Source organism: Actinotignum timonense (assembly GCF_030216305.1).
GTDB classification, from domain to species: domain Bacteria; phylum Actinomycetota; class Actinomycetes; order Actinomycetales; family Actinomycetaceae; genus Actinotignum; species Actinotignum timonense_A.
The window spans coordinates 34,063-61,015 of the sequence record NZ_JASOKT010000008.1 but is presented as its reverse complement, the minus strand read 5'-3'; the positions used below and the strand labels follow the sequence as shown (position 1 = coordinate 61,015).

The window sequence follows — 26,953 nt, the reverse complement described above, 5'->3', positions numbered from 1 at the left end:
AGGCTCAGTCACGCGAGAAGTAAGTGTCCGCCAACGGTCACATTTTATCCGGGTGCATGGATCACGGTGCTTGGATCACCCTGTGACTGCTATTAGCGACGGTTCAAAATGATCGAGTGCGACGGTCACTGACGCTCGCTCACAACAGCATCTCCTTCGAATGGGAGAAGGAGATGGTTGATAGGGAGGAAGGTGCGCAATGACGCGTAATAAAAAACGGTCCGGCGGGCCCGCGACATCGGCGAAATCTGCACAGTCGCCAGCCCCGCTCGATCCGGTTATTAAACGCCGCATTATTATCGTTTGCCTAGCCGCTGCTGTCGGCGGTTTTCTTTTCGGGTACGACACGTCAGTCATTAACGGTGCGGTTGATTCCATTGCCGGTTCCAGAACCGGGTGGGATCTCAGTGCCTTCATGAGCGGGATCTCGGTTTCCTGTGCTCTGTTCGGATGCGTGATTGGCGCGTGGTTTACCAGCCACATTGCTGATCGGCTGGGCCGCGTTCCCACGATTTTCATCGCGGCAATCCTCTTCGTGGTGTGCTCGATCTTCTCCGCCATCGCGCCAACCGTGTGGATTTTCATTATTTTCCGTTTCGTCGGTGGTCTCGGTGTTGGCCTCGCCTCAGTGATTGGTCCGGCGTACATTGCTGAAGTAGCTCCGGCGCAGATGCGCGGGTTCCTCGGCTCTTTCCAGCAGATGGCCATCGCTTTCGGTATCCTCGCCGCCGTTGTGGTGAACGCGAGCTACGCGAGCGCTTCTGGCGGTGCCGATGAAACCTTCTGGTTCGGGATGCCCACCTGGCGCATCATGCTTCTCAGCATGATCGTCCCCGCGCTCATCATGCTCATTGTTTCCCTTAAGCTCCCCGAATCCCCGCGATTCCTCGTGATGAAGGGGCGCGATAAGGAAGCCGCCGCAATTTTGCAGCGCCTCACCGGGGAAAAGGATCCGGAAGGCAAAGTCAAGGAAATTCGCGCGACCCTTTCTGGGGAGAAAGCCGCGAAGCTTTCGGACCTGCGTGGCAAGACGTTCGGGCTGCGCAAAGTCGTGTGGATCGCCATGGCCGTCGCCGCCCTCCAGCAGCTCTCCGGCGTCAATATCATCCTCTACTACGATTCCTCGCTATGGAAGTCGGTCGGTTTCAGCGAACAGCTCGCCCTCAATATTTCGGTGTACCGGACCATCGGCGCTATTATCGCGACCATCCTCGCGATGTTCATCGTGGACAAGGTGGGGCGGCGCTTCCTGCTCATCACCGGTTCGAGCGTGATGACTATCTTCTTGGGAATCGCTGCCCTCGGTTTCTACCAGGCTGATGTTGATGGTGCGTCCATCACCCTTCCGGGAATGTGGGGACCGATCACCCTTGTTTCCGTGTACATCTTCTACCTGGCCTTCTGCTTCACGTGGGGCCCGGTCATGTGGGTCGTCCTCGGGGAGATTTTCCCGAATAATATTCGCGCCCTCGGGGTGGCGGTGGCAAGCGCCGTCAACTGGATTGCGAACTTCCTGGTCTCTACCACTTTCCCGCCGTTGAAGGACGCGATTGGAACAGGCAACGTTTATCTGCTCTACGCCGTATTCGCTGCCGTGAGCTTGATTTTCGTGATGAAGGCTCTTCCGGAAACCGCCGGTGTTGAACTCGAAGATATGCCGGCCGAGTAGTGAGGACAACACATGCATGCTGACACCCCCGAGAACATTGCGCGGGCCAGAACGTGGACGCCGATTGATGAGGATCTAGCCGGCGTCACCGCTCAGATCCGGCAACGCGCCATCGAGGTACGGAAATCTTTCGTGCTAGATGTTGATATCGTGCGGTGCGAACGCTGGCATACCCCGGAAACGGTGGATGTTATCGCGGATATTCCCTATCTTCCCGATGGGGAAAACAACCCCTTCCACCGCCTGGATCTCTACCTTCCGCACGATGCGTACCTGCGCGGAGGCAAAGCGCTTCCCGTGTACATCGATATTCACGGCGGCGGTTTTGTATACGGCTTGAAGGAGTTGAACAAGAATTTCGGTGTGCATCTTGCAGCCCAGGGCTGTGCGGTATTCTCGCTGAGCTACCGGCTCTCCCCGGCTGCCGATTTCCTCGACCAACTCCACGATGTCCTCGCGGGCTGCGCCTGGATTGCGCGGCATCTCGATGATTATCCGGTGGATCCGCAGTCGGTAATTATCACGGGGGATTCCGCGGGCGCGACTTTGGGAATGTACGCGGTGGCAGCTTTGTGTAACCCTGAGGTTTTTGCCGCGCTGGACGTTCCTGTTGCCGCGCTGGACGTTCCTGTTGCCACGCTGGACGCGCCGGGCAGTGCGCCGGTGCCATCCACTCTGGGTGAGGATCGGCTATCGGTTGCGGGGATGGCTTTTGTGTCCGGTCTGTTCGACCTCTCGGATCTGGTGCCTTTCGTGTCTGATCGCTGCGGTTATGGGAACGACGACGCCGCACTTCCGACTCTCGCCTATCTGACGGAGATGGGTGGCTTCATCGACCGCGCGGTGGATGTGCTCGGCGAGGACCTGCTCTGCGCCGCAAAGCTCGTGGAGCGCTGCGAGTTCCCCCCGGCCTATCTCGTCACGAGTTCCGATGATTTTATCGAATTCGAGACGCTGCTTTTTGCCGGCTATCTCTCACGCAAGGGAATTCCGGTGGAATGCCATTCCTATCGACCGCCGCGCGGGGTGACCCTGGGCCACGTCTTCCCGGTGGGGCAGGTGTGGCTGGAGGAAAGCCGCGAGGTACTCGAGGATCTGCAACGTTTCGCTCTTGAGTGCAGGTAGTGTGCGGGAGCGCGGATATGATTCGCGCGTGCTGACGAAAAGCTGAGAGAAAAGCGGGGCCATCTCGATAGAGAAAGGCCCCGCTTTTATGTGCTTTATGCGCTTGTGATACGCCTGTAGGCGCGTGAAATTTACTTCGGCGCGCACTCGCTCTTTTGCCCGCGTGCCATGAGCTCGGCTTCCGGCGAGCCTTCCCGCACGTAGGTGGCCCCGGCGTTCGGGGTAGCTTCATCGGCCAGGGTGATGGTTTTGCCGTCCTCAGCGAAGTGCGCCACCGAGGTGCCAATTTCCTTCCCGTCGATGTCCTTCCAGGTCACAATGTTATTTGCCGGTTCGAACGTACCGGTCATTACCTGGGATTCCCCGCCGCTGCAATCCAGCACTTTGGAGATCAGCTCACGCCCGTCCACGCTCACCACGTACATGGACGCACCTGCCTGCCGCATAAAACTCCCGGCCTCGGTGGTTTCAGCGGCATCGCATCCGCCTAGCAGGAGCGCTCCCGCTCCCGCCGCGCAGAGCGCCGCCGTGCTCGCCGCCACCTTACGCACCATTTCGCGCATCTCACGCCTCGCTTCCCGTTATCACACCTGTTGTTCGTTTCTTCTGTCCATACTTTAGCCGCGGTACGACGCCGCCGCCCGGCTCGCCCACACGCTTCCGTGCCGCGGCTTACGTTCGCGCGCCGGCCGCGCCGGCCGCGCCGCCCCACTTCGGTGTTGCTAGAGCACCAGGACCGCCGGCACCAGGAAAATCTTTACCACAATCGAAAAAGCGAAGAGGGTGGCGTAAGCATTATCGATGCGTTCGTCGCCCACCCGTGACGTAGCCGCATCCAGCACCGCGGGCTGGCCCAGGAAACCGGCGACGGCCCCGGCGGTTCGCGGGGCGGAAAGCCGGAGCACCCAGGCGCCCGCCACCAGCAACGCCGCGCAGGAGACCAGCGTAATTACGCAGACGGTCACGGCCGCACCCACCGCCTGCGGAGAGGTCACGATCTTTCCGAACCCCGGCCCGGCCGTCAGTCCCAAACCAGCTAAGAACAGCGTCAGGCCCAGCTGGCGCATCGTCAAATTTGCTGCCTCCGGCATCGCCCACACAAAAGGCCCGGTGCGCCGCGCCGCACCCAAGAACATCCCCGCGATGAGCGGCCCGGCCGCGGTCCCCAACTGGAACGCCTGGCCCCCGGGCAGTGGGAAAGTCACAAAACCGAGGAGCAGCCCGGCCACCATGCCCACCGATAAACTCAGCACGTCGATTTCCGAGATGGAACGCTCGGAATCCCCAAATAGATCGGCGATGGCATCCCAGCGTTCCCGCGGAGCCACCACGGTTACCCGGTCGCCCGGCTCCAGAATGAAATCATCGCGGGCCAGCAGCTCCAGGTCTCCGCGCCGTACCCGGGTCACCACCGCGCCGTATTTGGCGGGCAGGTTGAGTTCCCCGATGGAGCGCGCCGCCACATCCGGGTTGGAGACCACCAGGCGGTTGAAATCCACGTGGCTGCGATCATCGGCCAGGTGGTCACTGCGCAAATGCCCGAGGTGCGCGGCGGCGGCCTCCACATCCGCCGCCAGACCAACAACAACGACGTCGTCCCCCACCTCAAGATCTTCACCGGGCAGCGCCACTCGCACCCGGCCGCCCCGCCGCAAGTAGGAGACGCGCACGCGCCCGTCGGCCCATTCGGGGATATCGCGCAGGTTCATGGGGTGTTCCACGGTGATGGTGCGCGGATCCAGCAGGGTTCCGGCTAGCGAAGGGGTATCGCGCAGCCCCGGCCAGGCGCGGCCCACGACGAGGGAGACCAGAATAATGCCGATTATGACCGCCAGGGGATACCCGAAGGCATATCCGATCGCGGGCTGTGTGCTGCCTTCCGTGAGCCGGGTGGCGGTGGCGAGGGCCGGTGCCGCCGTCGTCGCACCTGTGAAAAGGCCCGCCAAAAACGGCCGTTCGATGCCGAAAAGTAGTCCCATTACCAGGGCGGCGCCCGCGGCGAGGAAAACCGCTACCACGGAGGCCAGGAGCAAGGAGAGGTTGCGCCGCAGCTGCGCGAAAAAGGCCGCGCCTGAGGCGATGCCCACCGTGTAGACGAAAAGTGCCAGCCCGAGGGACTGCACCACGTCCATTCCCGCACCCAGTTCGGGGAAGCGTGCGGACATGGCCAAACCCACAAAGAGTGCGCCGGCTGCGCCGATACGTATCCGGCCCAGCGGAATCGCACCGAGAAGTGACCCGAGGGCCACCACAACGAAAATTGTTAGTAACGGGGAAGAGTCGAGGATCGCCACGCCATAAGACTAGCCGGGGTAGAGTTAGAGTGTGTCTGATCCCATTGTTACTCTTGCTACGAGCAAAGACTTACCGAACCTCGACGTGGACGAGGCCGGCCTGCCCGATGCCCTGCGTGAGCGCCATATCGAACCGCGCGTTGTAGCGTGGAACGATCCCGATTACGACTGGAACAACGCCGGAGTTGTCGTTGTCCGCTCAGTTCGTGATTACGGGCGTGATACGCAGGCTTTTATTTCCTGGGCTCGCTCCGTGCCGCGGATTCTCAACCACGCGGATATTATGGCGTGGAATTCTGATAAGCATTACCTGCGGGAATTGGAAGCGGCGGGTTTGCCAACCATTCCCACCACCTGGCTGGAACCGGAGGAAAACCTGACGAAACACCAGGTCCATACCCGGTTCCCGGCGCACGGAGATTTCGTGGTCAAGCCCGCGGTATCTTCGGGCGGGCGCGGCACGGGGCGCTATACCGCCACCGATCCGTCCTCGCGCTCCCAAGCTATTTTGCATGCGCAGCATGAGCTGGCCAAAGGCCGCAGCGTCATGGTGCAGCGCTATTTGGAAAATATCGACCGTACCGGTGAGGTGTCGCTGATCTTCCTCAACGGCCTGGCCTCGTATCGGGTGGAAAAGGCGCCGCTGCTCCATCCGCGTTTCCGCAGCGCGGATCAAATCCAAGAAGAAGTCGTGTCTGTTTCAGAGGCGCGTGAATCGGAATGGCGCTGGGGTGAGCGGGTTCGCAATGTGCTGCACGGGCTCATCCGCGAACACACCGGGCGCGACCACCTGCTGCTCTTCAACCGCGTGGACATTGTGCCGGCCGCGCCGGGGGACCCCAACGAGTTTTACGTGATGGAGATTTCCCTTATCGACGGCTCGTTGTATCTGTCCCTGGATGAGAGTCACCTCAACCGCTTCGCGGACGCGATTGCGGTGCGGACCGCCTGGTAGCGGTACTAAATAGCACGACGGCGCAGCTTCCGCTCCCGCGCATAAACGCGACTGAGGTACGACGGCGCAGCTGGGCGGTGCGCCGATCTGGCTCACAACGTGGCCGCTATCACCGCTGCTGAATTGTCTTTGCGCGCGGTGACCGGCTATAGTTGTTTATCGGCGTTCTTTTGCCGAAATGGTGGCCATAGCTCAGCTGGCAGAGCACCTGGTTGTGGTCCAGGAGGTCGCGGGTTCAAGCCCCGTTGGCCACCCCAGAGTTCAGGCTCGTTTTGAATGTTTGGAAGCAAGCAGGCGAAACGAGCCTGAGTTGTATCGCTGGTAGGGGATGACGGTGCCGGCCTATCGGCTCGATGCCGTTTCTGGCGGCTACCTGTAAGCCCTATCTGCGGAGAGAGGAGCCTTCGTGACTAAGCGCAAAAAGAAAGATCGCGGCGGCGTACTGACCTGGGTGGGAATCCTTGCCATCGCGCTCGCGAGCATCGCGGATTTTGTGCTGTTCTTCTTCGATAATGGCTCCCGCTACATCCTCTACACCCTCCCGCTGTGGTTCCTTGGCATCGGGTGTTTCGCCTGGCTGGGGCGGGCTGAGGAGCGGCGCGGGAAATCGCATAATCAACGGGATAGATGAAGGTTGCGGCTCCCGGCTGTGCCCCTCGTATCTGGTGAACCATTTCGCCCGCGGCGTGAGTTTTGTGCGCGGCAGGTTGTGCTTGAGGCGGGGTCAACGCCATCGGCATAACGTGGCGCGCGCTATCCTCACCGTCACGCACTCAAATTCTCGGTACCATAGGGGAATGACCAGCGCGGAGCCGTGCCCCGCGCAGCCAGGGCAAGTACAGGTAGGCCGCTCGCGGCCGTGACAAGGAGCCGCACAGTTGAGCCAATCGCAATCCTTCGCGTTCGATACCCAAACCCGTATCCCCAAGGTACGCATCGGGGTCGGCCGCGCGCACGGCAAGGCGATCCTATTCGGCGAACATGCCGTGGTCTACGGCGCCCCGGCCATCTCCCTGCCCGTCCACGTACTTCCCGTCATCGCCAACGCCACCATAACCACCGGCGAATCAACCATCAGTTCCGAACTTTATCGCGGCCCGGCCGCCACTGCCCCGGAGCGCCTGAGCCCCGTGGTTGCCGCTATTGACGCCGGCCTCGATTTCGTGGCCCCGGGCAGCTCCGCCCACGTCACCATTTATTCCGATATTCCTTATGAACGCGGGCTCGGTTCCTCGGCCGCGGTCGCTGCCGCTATCGTTTCGGCTATTGCCGACGCCGCGGGAGTGCGCCTCTCGCCCGCCGAGCGTTTCCTCCTCATCCAGGTAGCCGAACGAGTGGCCCACGGGCGCCCCTCCGGGATGGATGCCCACGGCGTCGTCGCCGATACTGTTATTAAATTCCAGCGCCCGGACGTCACGCCCCTCATCGTGGCGCGCCCCCTCCACGTGGTTATCGGTGATTCGGGGGTGCCCGGCGCTACCCGGCAGGCCGTCGGTTCGGTGCGTGAGCTGCGCGAAAAGTTCCCGGCGAAAGTGGAGGCCCTGGTCGCGCGCCTGGCCGGATACGCGGCGGACGCGGAAATGCAGCTCGCAACGGGGGACTGGGCGAGCATGGGGGAGAATATGTGGCGCGCCCACGCCACGCTCGCGCAGCTCGGCGTCTCCTCCCCGGAACTGGACACGATGGTAAACGCTGCTCACGGCGCCGGGGCGCTCGGCGCGAAGATGACCGGCGGTGGGATTGGCGGTTGCGTTATCGCCCTGGCGGAGAACAGTGCTCACGCGAAAGACATCGCCGCGGCGCTGAGCGCTGCGGGCGCGGCAAACGCCTGGTCCACCTGGGTGGAGGCCAGCAAATGAGCACCGCGCGCGCCCACCCGAATATCGCCCTCATCAAATACTGGGGGAAAGCGGATGACGAGCTCATGCTTCCCGCCGCACCTTCCGTTTCCCTCACCCTCGATATTTTTCCGACGACGACGACAGCCCGCCTCGCCCCCACCGCCCAGCGTGACCGACTCATCCTCAACGGCCAAGAAGCGAGCGAAAAGGCGCTTAGCCGGGTAGAGCGGGTGCTCGATGTTATTCGCGCACAGGCCGGGCGCAGCGAAAAACTGCTGGTCATCAGCGATAACGAAGCTCCGACCGGCGCCGGGATGGCCTCCTCGGCTTCCGGATTCGCGGCCTTGGCGCTCGCGGCCACCACCGAATATGGGATGGATGTGAACACCGCTCACCTCTCTCGCCTGGCTCGGCGTGGTTCGGGATCGGCTTCGCGTTCGGTTATTAGCGGGGTGGCGCTCTGGCATGCCGGCACGGATGAAGAATCTTTCGCTGAAGAAATCCCGGCCCCGCCGCTGGCCATGGTCTCGGTGGTATTAAACACTGCTCACAAGAAAATTACTTCCCGGGAAGCGATGGTCACCACCCGCGCTACCTCGCCGTATTACCGCGGCTGGGTGGAATCCACTCGCGAGATGGCCGCGCAGATGGTGGAAGCCTGCAAGGCGGGGGATATGCAGCGCATCGGCGAGCTCACCGAGCTATCCGCGCTGCGCATGCACGCCCTGATTATGAGCTCCGAACCGCCCATTCATTACCTGACGTCCGCATCCTGGCGCGTTTTTGAGCTGGCCCGTACCCTGCGCGGAGTGGGACTGGATGTGTATGCCACCGCGGATGCCGGCCCGAATGTGGTACTCCTGACCCGCCCCGAGCTGGCCGCCGAAGTGGCACGCCACGCCGAAGCCCTCGGCGAAGTAAACATTGCTCACGCGGGGAACGGTGCTTACCTTGTAGCGGAACCGGAGTCACACCGGGAGGTGCTGTGAGCGAAGCAGATAGCTTGAGCGAAGCAGATACAGAGCAGGCCTCCGCGCGCATCCACGCCAATGCGCCGGGCAAGCTCTACATCGCGGGGGAGTACGCCGTGGTGGAAGCCGGTCGGCCGGCGATCCTTATTGCGGTGAACCGTTTTATTGACGTGGTCCTCACCCCTGCAGAAGGCTCTGGCCTGGTGCGTTCGCACGGCAACGGTTTCGCACCGCTCTACTGGCGCCACGAAAATGCGCTGCCCGTTTTTGATGATATCGGCTCCGATTACGCTGCCAACGCCATCCGCACCGTGGAAGCGTTGCGCAGCGAATGCGGTCTGGAGGCCCGCCACTATAACCTCGATATCACCTCCGGCCTGGTGGAAGAAGATGGCCGTAAATACGGCTTGGGCTCTTCGGCCGCGGTGACGGTGGCCATTGTGGATGTGCTCAATCGTTTTTACGATCTCAAACTCACCCTGGAGGAACGCTACAAGGTTGCGCTGCTTTCCGTTCTGGAGCGGGCTCCGCGCGCTTCGGGCGGGGATATTGCTGCTTCCACCTACCGAGGCTGGGTCTACTACCGCTCCCCGGACCGCGCGGGCTTGAGCGAATACGCGCGCAACCACAGCGTGACCGAGACTCTGAGTGCCCCGGCCTGGGATCCGTGGGCGGTGGAATCACTGCCCGCTCCCGCCCGTGAAGAACTCCTGGTGGGCTGGACGGGCCTGCCCGCTTCCACCGAGCACCTGGTTTCCGGGGTGCAGGCCCGCTCGCGCGGCGCCTATTTCCCCGGATTCCTGGACGAATACGAGGACGTCGTGGAACGCCTGGCCACCCAATTGCGCACCGGTGGACGCATCGGCGCGGAGATCACCGCCGCGCGCCGGCTCCTGCGCCAGCTGGGCGCCAGCTCGGGTATCACCATCGAAACCGAGCGCCTGACTCATTTATGCGACGTCGCCGCCGGGCTGGGGGGAGCTGCCAAATCATCCGGAGCTGGCGGGGGTGACTGCGGGATCGCCCTGGTGGGAAGCGATGTGGATAAAGACGCGGTATATCGGGGTTGGCGCGCGGGCGGCGTCGAACCGCTGAACCTGGCGGTGGTGGAAGGATGAGCGCGGCGTATGCGGCCGGCGCGGCTGGGGCTAGCGCTTCGCGCGGTATGGGCGATGGAGCCAGTGCGCAGCAGGATACTTTCCGGGCGGCGCGCAAGGATGAGCATGTGGCCCTCGCGCGGGCTCAGGAGATCCACCGTAATGATTTTGATTGCGTGGCGCCGATTCATCACGCGCTTGGCGCGTGCGACGTCGCCGCGGTGGACCTGTCCACGCAGGTCGGGCCCTTCACGTGGCCGGTGCCTTTCTATATCAACGGAATGACCGGCGGGACGGAAGCGACCGGGCGTATTAACCGGGTGCTGGCGATCGCGGCGCGGGAAGTGGGCGTGCCGATGGCGAGCGGATCGGCCTCGGTGGCCCTTGATGATCCGGCTACGGCTTCGTCTTTTACCGTGATTCGGGAAGAAAATCCGCGCGGCTTCGTCATGGGCAATATTGGGGTGGGGCGCAGCGGTGCGGATGCTCGGCGCGTGGTGGAGCTTGTGGGCGCGGATGCCCTCCAGCTACATCTCAATGCCGGGCAAGAAATTGTTATGCCGGAAGGCGAGCGGGAGTTTTCCGGCTGGCGCGCCTCGGTGGAGGAGATTGTGGCGCAGGCCGGCGTGCCGGTGATCGTCAAAGAAGTGGGATTCGGGATTTCGCGGGAAACGCAGCGTGTGCTCGCGGATCTTGGGGTGCAGGTGGTCGACGTCGGGGGAGTGGGCGGTACGGATTTCGCCCGCATTGAAAACTCTCGGCGGGAAGCGGGTGAATACTCGTATTTGGCTGGGTTCGGGCAGTCTGCTGCGCTGTGCCTGATTGAGGCGGAGGCAGGAAGCGGGCTTGACCTGCTGGCTTCGGGCGGGGTGCGCACCCCTTTGGATGTTGTCCGTTCGCTTATTTTGGGGGCGCGTGCGGCCGGCGTGGCTCGCCAATTCCTTGAGCTGGCGGTTCAGGGTGAGGAAGCAGCTGTGGCCGGTTTGCGTTCCTGGCGGGATCAGGTGCGTGCGCTGCTGGCGCTACTGGGTGCGCAGACGGTCAGTGCGGCGCGGCACTGCCAGGTGCTTATTACCGGGGAGCTGGCCGAACGGGCCCGGCTGCGCGGCGTTGATCTTGAGGCGTATGCGCGGCGTGGGGCTGCGGCAGACAACTGAATTTCGTAAATAGTTCGGTGAACGAAGCAAACCGCTCATCACTCCTCACACCGGGGCTGAATCCGGATATAGTGGAGCAAAATGAAGGTGCGGATCCCGGTTCTGTCTAGGCGTTTGGTTTGGCTGGTTGTGAGCCGACGGATCTCGTGTGGCATACCTTGTTTGGGGAGGATGAGGGACGTGATTACGGGGAAGGAAGCGGTACGCCTCGCCGCTGAGCGTCTGCGTAAGTATTACCCGAGATATACGATTTATTCTCGTGGGTGGTTGGAAGACGACGAGTATTATTGTCCTATTGTATTCCCTAAATATGAGACAATAAAGGGGCGTCCCGGTTTTCTCGTGAACAAGCAGACCGGTGAAGTTGAGGAATATCAGTACCTCCCTAATCGACCTATTGCTGCACGATTGGAAGCAATGAAGCGAACTAAGTATTTGTTCCGCAGGGTGATTATCCGACCTCGACGTTTCCGTGGTATGTGGAATACCTTGTTTAAGGAGGATTAGGGAGTGATTACGGGGGAGGAAGCGGAACGGATCGCAGCTGAGCGTATGCATGAGCTTTATCCGGAGGACAAAATCACTTGTCGTGGGTGGGGTGAAGACAACGAGTTCTATGCGCCAATGCTATCTAAAACCTGCGTATCGAAGGGGCAGCCAGTTTTCCTCGTAGATAAACAAACTGGCGAAGTTAAGGAATTCCAATATCGTCCTAATCTTCCTATTGCTGCACGGTTAAAAGCAATGAAAGTCACGAAGTATTTAGTTCCTAAGGTGATTATTCGCCCTCAAATTGGTCGGGAGGGATGAGGTCGTGATTACGGCAAAGGAAGCAGAACGCATCGCAGCCGAGCGCCTGCATGAACGTTACCCGGAATTCAAGATTACTTCTTATGGATGGGCAGAAGATGACGAGTGCTATAATCCGATAGTATCCAAAGGGTTCCCGTCGAAGGGACAGCCGGGTTTTCTTGTAAACAAACAAACTGGTGAAGTTGAGGAATATCAGTATCGTCCTAATCGTCCTATTGCGGCTCGGTTGGATGCAATGAAAGTAACTAAGCGTTTGTTCCCTAAGGTGATTATTCGCCCTCGAAGTTTCAATCGCATGTGGAATATCTTGTTTGGGAAGGATTAGGGAGTGATTACGGCAAAGGAAGCAGAACGCGTCGCAGCCGAACAACTACATGAGCTTCACCCTACATACAAGATTTATTCTTACGGGTGGGGTGAAGACGATGAGTATTATGCTCCAGTGTTGGATAGAGGCCATATATCGAAGGGGGGGGAACCGGGTTTCCTCGTGAACAAGCAGACCGGTGATGTGGAGAAATATCAGTATTGGCCGAATAGTCCTATTGCGGCGCGGTTGAAGGCAATGAAGCAAACTAAGTATTTTTTCCGCAAGGTGATTATCCGCCCTTAACGGTTACCCACGTGGAGCCAGTGTCTGGGCGTGCGATATTGATGCCGTCCCCAATGATTCGCATTCCTAATATGTATGAGAAGCAGCCGATGTAAAAAGCAATAAAAGCTGAGATAGGGGGCAAACATGACAGGTAACCCGTTCAAGCCAACGGCGGGTGCAACACCCCCTGTTTTGGTTGGTCGGGAGAGCCTCGTTCAAGAGTTCGAGGACTCCTTAGCTGATGGCCCTGGCGCGCCTGCCCGGCTATCGCTCGTAACAGGCAATAGGGGCGTGGGGAAAACAGCGCTCCTCAATGCTTTTCGGGACAAAGCGAGAGCTCACGGTTGGCAGACAATTGACGAAACAGCCGAAGCCGGTTTTATCGATCGCATCGCCAACCACCTGGTCTCCAAGCGCCGGCAAATAACCGGCATCAGTCTTCCCGGAGGCGTGTCAGTAGAGCTGAGCGAAGCTCGGCAGGCCCTGGACTTTCGGACAATCCTGACGAGGGAGCTCGAAAAACCCTTCTTCCGAAAAGGACTGCTCATAACGCTTGACGAAACTCAGGCTGGCAGCATCGAAGAGCTTCGCACCCTGGGCACAACGATGCAGCATATGATTCGCGAAGACCGAGATATTGCGCTGGTTATGGCCGGCCTGCCATCTGTTTTACCCATTCTGCACCGAGACAAGGTCGTTTCCTTCCTCCGCAGGGCGACTCCGATGCGGCTCAAGGACGTTTCATTAGAGCTCGTCGCCGAGTCTTTCAAGCAGGTTTTTGACAGCAACAAACGTGAGGTTGCTGATGAGGCTATCGAGCTCATGGCGGAGGCGACTCGCGGATACCCCTACATGATCCAACTCGTCGGCTACCAAACTTGGCAGCAGGCTCGGGATAGCGTTGCTATTACGTGTGAGCACGCTAAAGAAGGCGCAGCGGCAGCGCTGCGGCGGCTGGGGAACACCGTTCACGGCTGGCGTCATTACTCAAGCGGGCTACGGGAAGGTTGATTTCGCTATCCCTTATATGCGTGAATGGCTCAAAGACCACGAGTCGCTGAATTTCCTCTAACCACTTCTTGGCGCCTCGCTCGTTCAGAACGACGCCGCACTGCAGTCGCACCTGACCTGCCCCAATAACCCCACTCCCACACCGCCTTATGAGATGTCCCACAGGGGTGCTTCTTTCCTCAACTGGATTTCTGCGCGATGAGCGCCTAACGTAAATCCCATGGCGAACAGGACCACTCAGATGCACACCGCGATGCGCGGTGCCTGTGTGCGTACCTGCATGTGCCCCATGTGTTGCTGTCGCTAGTTCGTCAGCGGAACCCGAAAAATTAGCTGCCCTCCTACTGAAGACCGGGCATTTTCGGATAAGCCAGCGCGGACAAGCGGTACCCCGGCGCTCAATTCCCGGGGAATAGCACAAGTGTGGATAATGCGATGTCCGCGGTGGCACGGCCTTGCACCCCGTTCCCAAAATCCCGCATTATCCACGGTCACCCCAACACCAAGTAAGGAAGAACCGTGGCAATTGCACAAACCTCACGTATTCGTCGTCGCGTCCTGGGCGGGCTGTCCGCCTTGGCGGCGCTCACCATGGCCCTTACCGGGTGCTCCAGCCCGGATCTATCCGGCTCGGGTGACTCCGCCACCGGTACCGCCGCCGGTTCCGGGACCGGCGCGGGGAACGCCACCGTGGGTGCCCGCACCCCTGAACAGATCAAAGAAGCCGGCTCGATTCGCATCGGCACCTTCGCGGACAAGGCACCTTTTGGCTCGCTGGTCGGGAAAAACACCTACGAAGGCTACGACATAGTTTACGGCGACCGCCTCGGTAAAGACCTGGGTGTCAAGGTCGAGTGGGTCCCGGTGGATGCCTCCTCGCGCGTGGAATTCCTCAAGTCCGGGAAAGTCGATGTCATCCTCGCGAACTTCACGGTGACTCCCGAACGCGCCGCGCAGGTAGACTTCGCCAACCCCTACATGAAGGTGTCCTTCGGGGTCGTTTCCAGCGCAAAGGAGCCGGTGCGTTCGGAAGCGGAGCTCGCGAATAAAAATATTATTATCGTCAAGGGCACCAGCCAGGATGCGTGGATTACCGCGAACCACCCGGAATGGAAGGTAACCAAGTACGAGCAGTACACCGAGGCCACCAATGCCCTCACCGACGGGCGCGGGGATGTGTGGATAACCGACAACACCGAAGCCCTCGCCTTCACCGAACAAAACAAGGATTTCGTGACCGGGATCGCCTCCTTCGGGGAAGAATCCACCATCGCTGCCGCCGTGCAGCAGGGAAATACCGAGCTGCGCGACTGGATCAATAACAACCTCGTGGATCTCGGTAAGGAGAACTTCTTCCACAAGGACTTCGAGCAGACCCTCGCCCCGGTTTACGGCACCGCGATCTCTCCCGATGAACTCGTCATTGAGGGAGGGGCTCGCTAAAAGTTCCCTCCTCCCACACCCGCGGGCCGCCCGGCTCTAGCGAAGCGGTTGTCCGGTTGAACTAAACCGACCGCGAACATCGCGAACCTTCCGCCTGGCAAGTAGCGAACAGCCGCCCGGCCCTAGCAAAAGCCGCCCGGGCGGCCCGCGCCGGGGGAGAGTGAACCTCACGCGAGGAGACTCCATGGATCTATCAGTACTGAGCGAAGCGTGGCCCCTGTACCTGCAGGCCATGCTCGTCACGCTCCGCATCGGCGCCATTGGCGTGGCCGCCTCCCTCCTTCTCGGCTGGGTGTGCGCGGCGCTCGCGCATTTCCGGGTGCCTATCGCGCGCCAGCTCGTAGCTATCTACATCGAGCTCTCACGCAATACCCCGCTCCTTGTCCAGCTTTTCTTCCTCTATTTCGGCCTCCCGAAAATCGGCCTCACCCTCACCGGGGAAACCTGCGCGATTATCGGGCTGACCTTCCTGGGCGGCTCCTATATGGCGGAAGCTTTCCGCTCCGGCTTGGAATCGGTGCCGCGTATCCAGCGCGAATCCGCCCTCGCCCTCGGGCTCACCCGCCGCCAGGCCCTCACCCGGGTTCTGCTCCCGCAGGCCGTCGCCGTGGCGATGCCGGCACTCACCGCAAATATTATTTTCCTCATCAAGGAAACCTCGGTGGTGTACGTGGTTGCCGTTCCGGACCTCATGTACCTGGCCCGCGAACATATGGGCCTGCAATCCACCACGCAGGAAGCACTGCTCCTCCTCACGGTGTGCTACACGATTATTCTGCTCCCCATCGCCCTCGGAGCACGCTGGCTGGAAGGGAGGATGCGCCGCTATGCTGCCGTTCGTTAACGTCACCCTCGCTTCCGTATCCGCGTATTTTACGACGACGCACGGCGCCCTCGCCTCCCTGCCCGCTCGCTTCACCTCCGCACCTGCGCCCGCCGTTCCGACGAGCGGCGGGGAAGGCTGGCGCCCGCTCCTCGACCCGGAGAACCTCTCCCTCCTCTTCCAAGGACTGTGGGTCTCGGTGCGCATCGCCCTCATCGCGATGGCGCTCTCCCTTGTATTTGGCACACTCCTGGGCCTGGTCATGGACGTGCGCTCGCGCCTGGTCCGTTTCCTCACCCGCGCCTACGTGGAGGTGCTGCGCATCATCCCGCAGGTGGTGCTCCTCTTCATCGTCTACTTCGACTCCACCCGCACCTTCCACCTCGATATGTCCGGCGAGCTCGCCGCGATTATCGTTTTCACGCTGTGGGGGACGGCGGAGATGGGGGACCTGGTGCGCGGCGCTATTGCCGCCGTACCCGCCCACCAATACGAATCGGCCCGCGCGCTCGGGCTCTCCACCCGGCAGCTCCAGCGCCACGTGATTCTCCCGCAGGCGATCCGCCAGCTCATTCCCCTCACCGTCAATCTCACAACCCGCATGATTAAAACGACGGCGCTCGTCTCCCTCATCGGCGTCATCGAAATCCTCAAAGTTGCCCAGTCGATTATCGACCGGGAACGCTTCGACTACCCGGATGCCGCCCTGTGGATCTACGGCGCGGTCTTCCTCATCTACTTCGTGGTCTGCTACGCGATCTCCGCCTATTCACGCCACTTGGAAAGGAAACTAGCACTATGACAAGCCCGGCATATTCCCAGCCCCTCGACCCCGAACTCGCCTCCGGCTCGCACGCCCTAGGCGCATCCACCCCCAGCCCGAGCACCCTGGGCGCCGCATCCGCACCCAGCTCGCTCGCTGTGCGTGGCGCGGCCGGGCACGCACAAACGCTGCGTTTAGTGGACGTTGATAAAACCTACCCGAATGGCGTGCATGCCCTCCAAGGTGTCTCGCTTGAGGTGGCGCCTTCCGAAGTTGTTGTCGTCGTCGGCCCATCTGGATGCGGCAAGTCTACGCTACTGCGCACCATCAACGGACTGGAGGATATCCAATCCGGAAGCATTTCGTACGGCGAGCAGAACCTCGCGGAACCGGGCACAGACTGGACCGCGGCGCGTGCCCGCATCGGGATGGTCTTCCAGAATTACGAACTGTTCCCGCACCTGTCCGTCCTCGAGAATCTGCTCCTGGCCCCGCGGGTGGTGCGCAAAGCTCCCGCCGGCCCCACGCGCGAACGTGCCCTGGCGCTGCTGGAACGCGTTGGGCTGGCGAGCCGCGCCGATGCGCGCCCCAGTCAGCTTTCCGGCGGGCAAAAGCAGCGGGTGGCGATTGTGCGCGCGCTCATGATGGAGCCGGAGGTGCTGCTCCTGGACGAAATCACCGCCTCGCTGGATCCGGAGATGGTGCGCGAGGTGCTCGACGTGGTCCTCGAGCTGGCCGGCGGCGGGATGACGATGCTGCTCGTCACCCACGAAATGAATTTCGCGCGGGCGATCGCGGACCGCGTGGTCTTCATGGACGCCGGGAAAATCGTGGAAATTGATAGCCCCAAGCGTTTCTTCACCCGCCCCGCCTCGGAGCGCGCCCGCGCCTTCCTCAAGACATTCGTTTTTGAGCCGGTAGACTGAGCGGCGTGACTGACTCGAGAATCACCCCGGACTCGCACACGCCCATCCCCACCAAATGGGTGGGCCCCATTCACATCTCCGGCCCCGTCCTCAGCGGCGCCGTGGAAGTCCCGCTCGCCACCTACGAAACGCCGCTGTGGCCTTCGTGCAACCGCGGCGCAGACGTCTCGCGCATGGTGGAGGGCGGCATCCGCGTGTGCGTGGCCGATGAGCGCATGTCCCGTTCCGTGCTTTTTATTGCCGACGACGCCGCGGCGGCTCTCCGCGCGGTCACCGAAATCGCGGCGCGGCGCTCCGAGTGGGAGCGTGTGGTGGCCGGGCAGTCGCGCTTCGCGCGCCTGCTGGCTATCCACCCCGAAGTGGTGGGGAATTTGCTTTTTGTGCGTTTCGAATTCTCCACCGGGGATGCCTCGGGTCACAATATGGCCACCCAGGCCGCCGAAGCGCTTATGGGCGCGATATTGGCGGTGTGCCCGGAGCTGGACTACGGCTCTATTTCCGGCAATTACTGCATTGATAAGAAACCCTCCGCCGTCAATGGGATTCTGGGGCGCGGGCGGCGTACCATCGCCGACATTTTTATTCCGGATGAGGTGATCGCCAAGCGGCTGCGCAGTGATGCGCACCGGATTGCCGAACTGAATTACCGCAAAAACTGGGTGGGTTCTACGCTGGCCGGGGCGGTGCGTTCGGCGAATGCCCACTATGCCAATATGCTGCTGGCGGTCTACCTGGCCACCGGGCAGGACGCCGCGAATATCGTGGAAGGCTCCCAGGGTTTTACCCACGTGGAAGAACGCGAAGGCGGGCTCTATGTATCCTGCACCCTCCCGCATCTCATTGTGGGGACGGTGGGCAATGGCAAGGACCTGCCCGGGATCGAAGCGGTGATGGAGCGCATGGACCTGGCGGATCGCAGCCGGCCGGCCGGGGAAAATTCCCGGCGCCTGGCAGCCATGATTGCCGCCACCGTGCTGTGCGGGGAGCTATCCCTGCTGGCTGCGCAAACCAATCCGGGTGAGCTCATGCACGCGCACCGTAAATTTGAACGCGGCGGGGCGCCCGCGCCGGCCAGCAGCGCTCACGTGGTGAGGAGGACTAAGTGAATATCGGCATTGACGCGCTGGCCTGCGCCACCTCGCATTACTGCCTGCCGCTCGCGGATATGGCGGAGGCTCTGGACGTGCCCGTGGGCAAATACCATGTGGGGCTCGGCCAGGAACATATGAGCATCCCGGCCCTCGATGAGGACGCCGTCACCCTGGGGGCCCAGGCCGGCGCCCGCCTGCTGGCCGCCACCGGCACGGAGGGAATCCGCACCGTCATCTTCGCCACCGAATCCGGGGTGGATCAATCGAAATCCGCCGGGGTTTTCCTGCATGCCCTCCTCGGGCTGCCGCGCCATGTGCGCACCGTGGAAATGAAGGAAGCCTGCTACGGGGGGACCGCGGCGCTGCAGAGCGCGCTCGGTATTGTGGCGCGCCACCCGAAAGAAAAAGTGCTGGTTATCGCCGCGGATATTGCCCGGTATGCGGCGGGTGGGGCCGGGGAACCCACCCAGGGGGCCGGCGCCGTGGCTTTCCTGGTGAGCGCGGAGCCGCGCCTGCTGAATATCCCCGCGGTGAGCGGCGTTTACACCGCGGATATTAATGACTTCTGGCGCCCGAATGATTCCAGTACCCCGCTGGTGGACGGCCACCTCTCCATGGACGCCTATATGGATGCCCTCACCGGCGCCTACGATGATTACCTCGCCCAGGGCGGCATCCCTGCAGCTCAAATGGCTCGTTTCGTGCACCACCAGCCCTTCGGGAAAATGGCCCGCAAAGCCCACGCCCGCCTCATGGCCCATACGGGCGACCCGCGCGGGGATGAGGTGATCGAAAGCGGCCTCGCCTACGGGCGCCAGATCGGCAATTCCTATACGGCAGCCCTGTATATTGGCATTCTTTCCCTGCTCGGCACCGACCCGGCCGATCTGACCGATACTCCCATCGGGCTCTTCTCTTACGGCTCGGGAGCGGTAGCGGAATTCTTCACCGGCATCCCGGTGGCCGGCTACCGCGAGCGACTGCGGGAAACCGGTGCGGATGCGGAAGGCGTAGCCGCGATGCTGGCCGCGCGCGAACCCATCGATTTCCCCACCTACCGAGTTTTACACGGAGCCCTGCGCACCGATTCCGCTGATTTTTCGACGCCGCCCCAGACCACCGCACCCTTCCGCTTCGCCGGGGTGAGTTCCGGGGTGCGCCAGTACGAGGCGCGGGCCGAGGGGTAATACGCCAGGCCGGGGCGAAGCCGGCGCTCAAACTCAGGGCGCAGCCACGCGCCACGTGAACACTGCTTGCGGGTGGGGGAGCGGGAACGGGGCAGCGTCGTCGTACCAAGATAGCGACACCCACGCGTGCGGCGCCCCGCAAAATAATCGTCTTTCGCATCGAAACTCGGCGATACTGGAGGGGAGCCACCCGCGCCGCGCCGGGCGAAAATCGGCAGTCTCCGAAATCTGATACAGTTTTTCTGCGCGTGTCAAGTGACGAAAGACTTAGGAGACAGTACGATGGGGAACATGACTCAACGACCCGCAGATGTGGAACCGAACTGGAGCGTCTCCGGCGGCGACCACCATCCTGATACCGAATACACGATTTACACAGTTGTTCATCGCCCGGCCGGCAGCCCGGCCCCCGCGGATCTTTCGAATGCCACGGCGCGCATTGATGAAGTTATTGCCGCGCATCCGGAGGTTACCCTGCGTGGCTTCTACGATCTGTCCAATTTGCATGAGCATGCCGATCTCATGGTGTGGGTGCACGGGAAGGACCTCGCCCCGCTCCAGGATTTCATGCGTGATCTGCGCACCACGCCGCTGTTCGAAAATCTCGACGTGACCTGGCAGGTTCCTGGCGTGCACGTGGCCGCGGAATTTAACCGCATGCACGCGCCGGCCTTCTTGGTGGGCGATAAGCCGCTGACCTGGCTGTGCACCTACCCCTTCGTGCGGCACGCCGATTGGTACCTCATGGATGGCAAAGAACGCGCCGTGCACCTGCGTGAACACGGTATGGCGGCCTCGAAATTTGAGGGGATTCTTGCCAATACGGTGGCGTGCTTCGGGATGTCGAATTACGAGTGGATGCTCGCCTTTGAAGCCGAAGATCCCACCCAGATTGTGGATCTCATGCGCGCCATGCGCTACACCCAGGCGCGGCGCTGGATGAAGCACGAAACGCCCTTCTTCTTCGGGCGGCGGTGCGAAACCAGCGAGCTCGCCAAGATTCTGCGCTACGAAGCCTAAACGGTGTTTACGCCGTAAACGGCGTTTACGGAGAAGCAGTGTTTACGAATAAGGATCGGTGCCGGACCGTCACCGAGTAAACAGCACTCGCGCAATAAGCAATGTTCACGGATAAGCAGCGCTTACACAGGAGATTCATGGACTACCAAAGCCAACAGACCAGTGCCGCCCTGGTGGCCGAACGGAAAGCTCCGCGTGCCACGCGCATCACCCGCGCCCCGGGCGAGCATATTCTTGCGGGAAGCCCCGCGGTGCAGCACGCTGCCGCGCGCGGGGAGCACTGGGTGAGCGAACCGACCGCCTACGATGCCATCGTGCTCGCCTCTTTCGGCGGGCCCAACGGCCAGGAGGACGTGCTACCTTTCCTGCGCAACGTTACGGCCGGGCGCGGCATCCCCGATGACCGCCTCGAAGAAGTGGCGGTGCACTACCGCCTCAACGGGGGCAGCTCGCCGATCAACGGGCAAAACGCGGCGCTGCGTGCCCGCCTGGAAAGTGAGCTCGCCCGGCGCGGCCACAATATTCCCGTCTACTGGGGCAACCGCAATTGGGAACCCTATATTTGGGAAGTGGTGCGCGAAGCGTACGAGGATGGCCACCGCACCCTGCTGGCGGTGCCCACCTCGGCGTATTCGGGATATTCCTCCTGCCGCCAATACCGGGAGGATTTCGCGGACGCGCTCGAATACGCGCAGATCTCCGAGGATATGCGGGTGGATAAACTGCGGGAATTCTTCGATCATCCCGGTTTCGTGGTGCCATTTATTGATGGCCTCGCGGCTGCCTACACCCAGATGCGGGAACGCGGTTTCGCAGCTGAGGAGATCGAAGTCCTCTTCACCACCCATTCCATCCCCAACCGCGCCAATGAGCTCTCCGGTCCGCCCGAGCTGGGCGGGGGGCTCTACCTGCGCCAGCACGAAGCGGTACGCGATGCTATCCGCGCCGCGGTGGAGGAGCAGGTGGGGGCGCACCTGAGCTGGCAGATGGTCTTCCAATCGCGTTCCGGCCCGCCGCATATTCCGTGGCTGGAACCGGATATTAATGATGTTATCGAAACGCTGCCGGGGCGCGGGCGGCGGGCCGTCGTCGTCGTTCCTATCGGTTTTGTTTCCGATCATATGGAAGTGCTGTGGGATCTCGATAATGAGGCCCGGGCCACGGCGCAGCAATGTGGCCTGGCGTTCGCGCGGGTATCCACCCCGGAAGAGCATCCGGCTTTCGTGGCCGGGCTGGTGGATCTGGTGGAGGAGCGCCTGGAAGGGCGCCCGCGCGCGCAGCGGGCCCACCTCACTGAGATGGGCCCGTGGTTCGATCTGTGCCCGGCGCATTCGTGCCGGAATCCGCACCTGCCCGAGCTGCGCGCCATTGGCGGCTTCGTCGGGGAAGGCGTGGACGCGTAATTATTCGGTGGCTGCGGCGGTGCCGGTAGCGGTAGTGCCGGCATCGCCCGCACCGCTGGAAGCCAGCCGCTTCGTTTCGCCTTCCACGCTGTGGGCAGCCTGCTGGGCGGCCTCGGTTTCCACGCTTTCCGGGAAGAGCACCGCGCGGTAATAGCGCAGCTCGTCGATGGAATCGTAAATGTCACCGAGCGCCCGGTGGTGCCCGAACTTCTCCGGCGACACAAAATACGCCTTCGGGTACCAGCGCTTCGTCAGCTCCTTAATGGAGGAGACGTCAATAATGCGATAGTGGAGGTAATCGACCAGCTCAGGCATGTATTCGATGAGGAAGGTCTTATCGGTCCCCACCGAATTACCTCCCAGCGGCGCCTTACCTTCCGGCACCCGCTCCTTGAGATAAGCAAGAACCTGGCGCTGCGCCTGCGCCACACTCACCCCGGTCTCCCATTCATTAATGAGGCCGGAAGAGGTATGCATATCGCGCACAAAATCATTCATCTGCGCGACCGCCGCATCGGAGGGCTTAATAATAATATCGATGCCCGCGTCCACCGGCTGGAGGTTGCCGTCCGTCACAACAACGGAAATCTCCACCAGCTCATCAACGCGCGGATCCAAGCCTGTCATTTCGCAATCGATCCAGACAATCGGATCGTTTAGATCGTGGTAACTCACCCCTCCATTCTAAGCACACGCGCGCGGGCGGGCGCGTGCGGTCCGCGTGGAGAAGGGATGGTACGACGACGCCGCCAGCTGGCAGCGGGGACTGTGGCCATGCGTGCGATGCCGCAGGGCGCTGCCACGGAACAGTCCGAAACAAGAGCGCCCCCGAAAGGATTCGAACCTTCGACCAACGGATTAGAAGTCCGGTGCTCTATCCACTGAGCTACAGGGGCCTGGCGCGCGCCCGGCACAATATGTAACGAACTTTCACAATACGCAATGAACTATCACGATGCGGAAAGACCTATCACGTTGCGCAGAAGCGGCGCTCTTAATGTACCCGAATCGGCGGCGCGGTTAAAACTACGCGCCCGCGTCAAAATAGTGAACAATAGAGGGGTGGCTCAATATCGTGATGTTCCTCGTCTCATCGCTCGCACTATCGACGCGCTCGATAAAGCGCGCTTCCCCCTCGCCCTACCCGGCTCGCGCGATATCGAAGCCGAGCGCACCCAGCTCATCACCCAGCTAAAAAACCGGGTGCTCCCGCGGATGGAACGGGAAGCCACCCCGGCGGTGGTGGTGCTCGGCGGCTCCTCGGGGGCCGGGAAATCCACCCTCTTCAATTCGCTTTTCGGCGAAGAACTCTCCGCCGCCTCGGTGCTGCGCCCCACCACCCGCACCCCGGTCATCGCCGTGCACCCGGATGACGCCCCGCTCCTGGACGGCCACGTGCTCACCACCCTGGCCGAGGTCCGCGAAAGCGCCGGGGCAATCCCCGGGCTGGTGCTGGTAGACGCCCCCGATCTTGATTCCGTGGACGCCGATAACCGTGCCCTGGCCCGCACCCTCCTCAATAGTGCGGACCTGTGGATTTTTGTGACCACCGCGTCCCGCTACGGGGATGCCACCGCCTGGTCGGTGCTCACCGATGCACACGGGCGCGGGGTGACCACCGCGGTGGTACTCAACCGGGTTCCGGCCAGCGCCACGCCCACGGTGCGCGCGGACCTGGCGCGCCGTATGGAAAGCTCCGGGCTGGGGGACTCCCCGCTCCTCATCGTGGCCGATAACGGCCCCACCGCCGGGCTCCTTCCCCCCGCTAGCGTTGCCGAACTGCGCCAGTGGCTCGAATCCATGTCTGAAACCGGCTTCGGCCAGGCGCTCATCACCCGCGCGGATGCCGCCATGTTCCCGCATATGGGCGAACGCCTGGAACACATCGCAGCCGCGGTGGAAATGCAGGCGGAAGCCGTGGAGCACCTGCGCTCCGTAGTGGAGCAATCCGCTACCGCCCCGCGCGAGGCCCTGCGCAAAGCCGCCCTCAGCGGACGCTTCGGGGCCGGGGCCCCCACCACCGCCTGGCTCTCCGCCGCTTCCAGTGGCGGGCCGCTGGCCGGCATCAACCCGGCCGCCACCCCCGGCCTGGGCGCGCGCGGGCGCAGCGGGGCCCGCGATGCCGCCATGACCACCGTTTTCGAAGCGGTGCGCACCGCCGCGGACGTCACCCTCACTCAGCAGCTCAGCGAAGTGAGCGAGGCGATTCTTACCGCCTGGGCCGGCGGGGTCATTGACACCCGCGAACTTGCGGCACAGGCCCGCACCGCCCTCGACCTGGATGCCATCCGTTTCCGCGCCTTTTCCGCCTGGATGAGCTACCTGAAGGGCGCCGCCACCGCCGCCCCGCCCAACCGCTGGTTCGGCACCGCCGGGATGGCCGCGGTGCTCGGAGCCGCAGCGGGGGGAGTGAACGGGGCGCGCCCTCTGGCCGAAGGACTCTACCGAGGCGGGGCGGTACGCGAGGCCCGCGAAGAACTCGCCCGGCTCCTCGACGGTGCCCTCACCGAAGTCACGGAGGTATTCCTCAGCCAGCTCGGGGACGTGGAGCTCGGCTCGGGGCGCACGCTCCGGCTGCGCGCCGTCGAATTTAAAGACAGGTTCTAGTGGAGGAAGGGAAGAAGCTCATGGACACAGCCACCGTGACCGCGCGCTTGGAGCAGCTGCGCGGCGTCGTCGCTCAAGGAAAAGATCTATTCGATCCGTATGTGCTGCAGCGGGCCGAAAGGGAATTGGAGGAGATTTCCGGGCGCCTGGAGGCGGGGCTCGGCCTGACGGTGGCGGCGCTCGCGGGCGGCACCGGTTCGGGGAAGTCCACGCTGTTCAATGCGCTCACCGAGCTCAATTTCGCGGACGCGGGGGACGTGCGGCCCACCACCATGGATATCACGGCTTGCGTGTGGTCCCCGGCGGCCCGCCCCGTGCTCGAGGCCCTCGGCGTGAAAACGGAACGCACCATTTCCCATAATTCGCTGCTCAATACCTCCAAGCGCGATCTTGACTCCCTGGTGCTCCTGGATCTGCCCGATCACGATTCGGTGAGCCTGGGTAATTCGGCGCTCGTCAATCGGATTTTGCCGCTCGTGGACGTGCTGGTGTGGGTGCTCGACCCGCAAAAATACGCTGATCACCTCATTCACGATTCCTATATCGCGGCGATGCGCGAACGCGCTGACCGCATGATCGTGGTTCTCAACCAGATTGATACCCTCCCGGAGGGCGGCACGGAGGCCATCACCGCGGATATCCGCAAGCTACTGCGCGCGGACGGCATTGCCGATTGCGTCCCGATTTTCCCGGTCTCGGCGCTGCGACGGCGCGGGCTGGAGCCGCTGCGTGACGCCCTGGAGAAGGCAGCCGGACTCACGAACGCCGCCCTGGAGACCACCTCCGCGTATCTTGACGAGATCGGGGCGCGCCTGGGGGAGGGCCTCGAGCTCGCGCCGGTGGCTCTGGAGGCGGAGAAGGCCGAGGAGATCGCGCGCGGGCTCTCGGTGGCTTCCGGGGTGCCGGCGGTGGCCGAGGCGATTGCCGGGGTGGGCTGGCATGCCCGCGCGGTGGCGCCGCCCGAGCAACCCGCCGCCACGGTGGTGGATGCGCACCGCGAAGCCTGGCTCGCGCACGCGAGCAGCGGCTTGCCCCGTTTGTGGGCGCGCCGGGTGGATGAGCGAGTGAGCGACGCTGCGTCCCTGCGCCGCGCCATTGGTGGGGCTTTGCGCGCCGTTCCGGTGCGCGGTGGCGGGCGCGGGGCCCTGCTGGGTGGCGTGCTCGCCGGGGTGCTACTCGCCGCCGCGTGCGTTGCTGCCGGCATCGCGGCGGTGGCGCCGTGGTGGGCGGCGGCCGTTGGCGCCGTGGTTGCGTTGCTGTGCGGTTTCGCCCTGGGATGGTGGGCACGACGCCGCAGCGCAGCTGCCCGGGCGCGAGCCTACCAGCGCGCGGTGAATAAGGAACTGGGCGCGGTGGTGGAGAAGCATTGCGTTGCTCCGGCGCGGGAGGTGCTCGACCAGTACGCGCGCGTGCGCCAGGTGGTGCGTGGGGAGTGGGGAGAGTAGCCGGCGAGATATCCACAGGTTGCCGAAATGTCATGGTTATCCACAAGCAGGCGCATGCGGATAGCCGGGCGAGCGTGAGCGGGTCATGATGGTGTCCACCGCCCGCCCGTGGCGGTGGGAAAGGACAGCATCATGGTTAATGACACCATCGTCGCGGTACGTGGATATGCCGGCGGCAACCCGAAAGTTTATGAGAATGCCACCAGTGGGGATGTCACCACGGTCAATCTTGGGGTGACCCCACGCTATTTCTCGCGAGAAACTAACCGCTTTGAGGACGGCAATACTATTTGGTACACGGTGCGGGCGCGCGGCACCCTCGGCCGTAATATACAAACATCGGTGACTACCGGCACCCCGCTGCTGGTGCGCGGGCGGCTCGATATGCGCGAATGGATCGGTAAGGACGGTTCCACCATGCGTGGGCTCACCCTCTTTGCCGATGCCGTGGGAATCGAGCTCACTACCGGGCGGGCCAGCTTCGTCAAAGTTCGCCCTGATCCGAACACGGAAACGAATGGCGGATCGGCTGGCACGGTGAGTTCCGCGGATACGGCGGCAGGGGAAAGCACGCCAGGGGATAGCCGGTGGCTCATCGAGAATTCCGACCCAGCCGAAGTGCTATCAGCGGATGAAGCCCCGGACGAAAGCATCGGTGTGAACGTTTTCGAAGCCCTGGCCGCGCAGCGTTCCTCTGTCTGAGTAAATCCCATTCCA

General features: G+C 62.4%; 26 protein-coding genes and 2 tRNA genes. 24 read left to right on the top strand and 4 right to left on the bottom strand.

Annotated elements, in window-relative coordinates:
- The first annotated feature begins 199 nt into the window (after window positions 1-199).
- Both QP305_RS05635 and QP305_RS05630 read left to right on the top strand, forming a co-directional pair.
- Window positions 200-1,669 (top strand): sugar porter family MFS transporter, encoded by a 1,470-nt coding sequence (locus tag QP305_RS05635; protein WP_274733463.1) that lies wholly within the window; start codon window positions 200-202, stop codon window positions 1,667-1,669.
- A gap of 12 nt (window positions 1,670-1,681) precedes the next feature.
- Window positions 1,682-2,794: an alpha/beta hydrolase gene (locus QP305_RS05630; RefSeq protein WP_274733465.1), complete on the top strand. Its 1,113-nt coding sequence runs from the start codon at window positions 1,682-1,684 to the stop codon at window positions 2,792-2,794.
- Between the two features lie 131 nt (window positions 2,795-2,925).
- Here the strand turns inward: QP305_RS05630 and QP305_RS05625 are convergent, their stop codons facing one another.
- Both QP305_RS05625 and QP305_RS05620 read right to left on the bottom strand, forming a co-directional pair.
- The gene (locus QP305_RS05625) at window positions 2,926-3,357 is read right to left on the bottom strand and encodes a hypothetical protein (RefSeq protein WP_274733467.1); all 432 of its coding nucleotides are present in this window, start codon (window positions 3,355-3,357) and stop codon (window positions 2,926-2,928) included.
- Between the two features lie 159 nt (window positions 3,358-3,516).
- Complete coding sequence (locus QP305_RS05620) at window positions 3,517-5,088, bottom strand: aspartate:alanine exchanger family transporter (protein WP_274733469.1); 1,572 nt, start codon at window positions 5,086-5,088, stop codon at window positions 3,517-3,519.
- 31 nt (window positions 5,089-5,119) lie between these two features.
- On the opposite strand from QP305_RS05620, the gene QP305_RS05615 reads away from it, so the two are divergent.
- The 19 genes from QP305_RS05615 to QP305_RS05525 all read left to right on the top strand — a co-directional run bounded on the left by QP305_RS05615 (window position 5,120) and on the right by QP305_RS05525 (window position 22,184).
- On the top strand, window positions 5,120-6,043 hold the full coding sequence (locus QP305_RS05615) for an ATP-grasp domain-containing protein (RefSeq protein ID WP_274735106.1): 924 nt from the start codon (window positions 5,120-5,122) through the stop codon (window positions 6,041-6,043).
- A 181-nt stretch (window positions 6,044-6,224) separates the two neighbouring features.
- A tRNA-His gene (locus QP305_RS05610) sits at window positions 6,225-6,300 on the top strand.
- Between the two features lie 149 nt (window positions 6,301-6,449).
- Window positions 6,450-6,674, top strand: coding sequence for a hypothetical protein (locus QP305_RS05605; protein WP_284904463.1), 225 nt, complete (start codon window positions 6,450-6,452; stop codon window positions 6,672-6,674).
- A gap of 247 nt (window positions 6,675-6,921) precedes the next feature.
- Window positions 6,922-7,902: a mevalonate kinase gene (gene mvk / locus QP305_RS05600; RefSeq protein ID WP_284904461.1), complete on the top strand. Its 981-nt coding sequence runs from the start codon at window positions 6,922-6,924 to the stop codon at window positions 7,900-7,902.
- Window positions 7,899-8,873, top strand: a complete 975-nt coding sequence (gene mvaD / locus QP305_RS05595; RefSeq protein WP_284904459.1) for a diphosphomevalonate decarboxylase — start codon at window positions 7,899-7,901, stop codon at window positions 8,871-8,873. Before mvk ends, mvaD begins: the two co-directional genes overlap by 4 nt.
- Entirely contained in the window at window positions 8,870-9,973 is a 1,104-nt protein-coding gene (locus tag QP305_RS05590) for a phosphomevalonate kinase (RefSeq protein WP_284904457.1), read from the top strand. The genes mvaD and QP305_RS05590 overlap by 4 nt, the downstream gene beginning before the upstream one ends.
- The gene (gene fni / locus QP305_RS05585; protein ID WP_284904455.1) at window positions 9,970-11,109 is read left to right on the top strand and encodes a type 2 isopentenyl-diphosphate Delta-isomerase; all 1,140 of its coding nucleotides are present in this window, start codon (window positions 9,970-9,972) and stop codon (window positions 11,107-11,109) included. The genes QP305_RS05590 and fni overlap by 4 nt, the downstream gene beginning before the upstream one ends.
- Before the next feature lie 510 nt (window positions 11,110-11,619).
- The gene (locus tag QP305_RS05580) at window positions 11,620-11,919 is read left to right on the top strand and encodes a hypothetical protein (RefSeq protein WP_284904453.1); all 300 of its coding nucleotides are present in this window, start codon (window positions 11,620-11,622) and stop codon (window positions 11,917-11,919) included.
- A gap of 4 nt (window positions 11,920-11,923) precedes the next feature.
- The gene (locus QP305_RS05575) at window positions 11,924-12,247 is read left to right on the top strand and encodes a hypothetical protein (protein WP_284904452.1); all 324 of its coding nucleotides are present in this window, start codon (window positions 11,924-11,926) and stop codon (window positions 12,245-12,247) included.
- Window positions 12,248-12,250: 3 nt separating this feature from the next.
- Window positions 12,251-12,535 carry a hypothetical protein gene (locus QP305_RS05570; RefSeq protein WP_284904451.1) on the top strand — a complete coding sequence of 95 codons (285 nt, stop codon included), beginning with the start codon at window positions 12,251-12,253 and terminating at the stop codon, window positions 12,533-12,535.
- Window positions 12,536-12,661: 126 nt separating this feature from the next.
- Entirely contained in the window at window positions 12,662-13,528 is an 867-nt protein-coding gene (locus QP305_RS05565; protein WP_284904450.1) for an AAA family ATPase, read from the top strand.
- A gap of 519 nt (window positions 13,529-14,047) precedes the next feature.
- Window positions 14,048-14,971, top strand: coding sequence for a transporter substrate-binding domain-containing protein (locus QP305_RS05560; RefSeq protein WP_284904448.1), 924 nt, complete (start codon window positions 14,048-14,050; stop codon window positions 14,969-14,971).
- Between the two features lie 184 nt (window positions 14,972-15,155).
- On the top strand, window positions 15,156-15,815 hold the full coding sequence (locus QP305_RS05555) for an amino acid ABC transporter permease (protein ID WP_284904446.1): 660 nt from the start codon (window positions 15,156-15,158) through the stop codon (window positions 15,813-15,815).
- Entirely contained in the window at window positions 15,799-16,596 is a 798-nt protein-coding gene (locus tag QP305_RS05550) for an amino acid ABC transporter permease (RefSeq protein ID WP_284904444.1), read from the top strand. Before QP305_RS05555 ends, QP305_RS05550 begins: the two co-directional genes overlap by 17 nt.
- Entirely contained in the window at window positions 16,593-17,483 is an 891-nt protein-coding gene (locus QP305_RS05545; RefSeq protein ID WP_284904442.1) for an amino acid ABC transporter ATP-binding protein, read from the top strand. Before QP305_RS05550 ends, QP305_RS05545 begins: the two co-directional genes overlap by 4 nt.
- 5 nt (window positions 17,484-17,488) lie before the next feature.
- Window positions 17,489-18,589: a hydroxymethylglutaryl-CoA reductase gene (locus tag QP305_RS05540; protein ID WP_284904440.1), complete on the top strand. Its 1,101-nt coding sequence runs from the start codon at window positions 17,489-17,491 to the stop codon at window positions 18,587-18,589.
- Entirely contained in the window at window positions 18,586-19,761 is a 1,176-nt protein-coding gene (locus tag QP305_RS05535) for a hydroxymethylglutaryl-CoA synthase (protein WP_284904438.1), read from the top strand. Before QP305_RS05540 ends, QP305_RS05535 begins: the two co-directional genes overlap by 4 nt.
- Before the next feature lie 291 nt (window positions 19,762-20,052).
- Complete coding sequence (gene hemQ / locus QP305_RS05530; RefSeq protein ID WP_284897071.1) at window positions 20,053-20,781, top strand: hydrogen peroxide-dependent heme synthase; 729 nt, start codon at window positions 20,053-20,055, stop codon at window positions 20,779-20,781.
- 137 nt (window positions 20,782-20,918) lie between these two features.
- Window positions 20,919-22,184, top strand: coding sequence for a ferrochelatase (locus QP305_RS05525; protein ID WP_284904437.1), 1,266 nt, complete (start codon window positions 20,919-20,921; stop codon window positions 22,182-22,184).
- Here the strand turns inward: QP305_RS05525 and orn are convergent, their stop codons facing one another.
- Together orn and QP305_RS05515 are read right to left on the bottom strand one after the other, a co-directional pair.
- Complete coding sequence (orn, locus tag QP305_RS05520; RefSeq protein WP_284904435.1) at window positions 22,185-22,859, bottom strand: oligoribonuclease; 675 nt, start codon at window positions 22,857-22,859, stop codon at window positions 22,185-22,187. It abuts the gene before it with no gap.
- A gap of 148 nt (window positions 22,860-23,007) precedes the next feature.
- Window positions 23,008-23,080 (bottom strand) — tRNA-Arg (locus QP305_RS05515).
- A gap of 166 nt (window positions 23,081-23,246) precedes the next feature.
- On the opposite strand from QP305_RS05515, the gene QP305_RS05510 reads away from it, so the two are divergent.
- The 3 genes from QP305_RS05510 to QP305_RS05500 all read left to right on the top strand — a co-directional run bounded on the left by QP305_RS05510 (window position 23,247) and on the right by QP305_RS05500 (window position 26,938).
- Complete coding sequence (locus tag QP305_RS05510) at window positions 23,247-24,791, top strand: GTPase domain-containing protein (protein ID WP_284904433.1); 1,545 nt, start codon at window positions 23,247-23,249, stop codon at window positions 24,789-24,791.
- 20 nt (window positions 24,792-24,811) lie between these two features.
- Window positions 24,812-26,236, top strand: a complete 1,425-nt coding sequence (locus QP305_RS05505) for a GTP-binding protein (RefSeq protein ID WP_284904432.1) — start codon at window positions 24,812-24,814, stop codon at window positions 26,234-26,236.
- Between the two features lie 132 nt (window positions 26,237-26,368).
- On the top strand, window positions 26,369-26,938 hold the full coding sequence (locus QP305_RS05500) for a single-stranded DNA-binding protein (protein WP_284904430.1): 570 nt from the start codon (window positions 26,369-26,371) through the stop codon (window positions 26,936-26,938).
- Window positions 26,939-26,953: the final 15 nt, after the last annotated feature.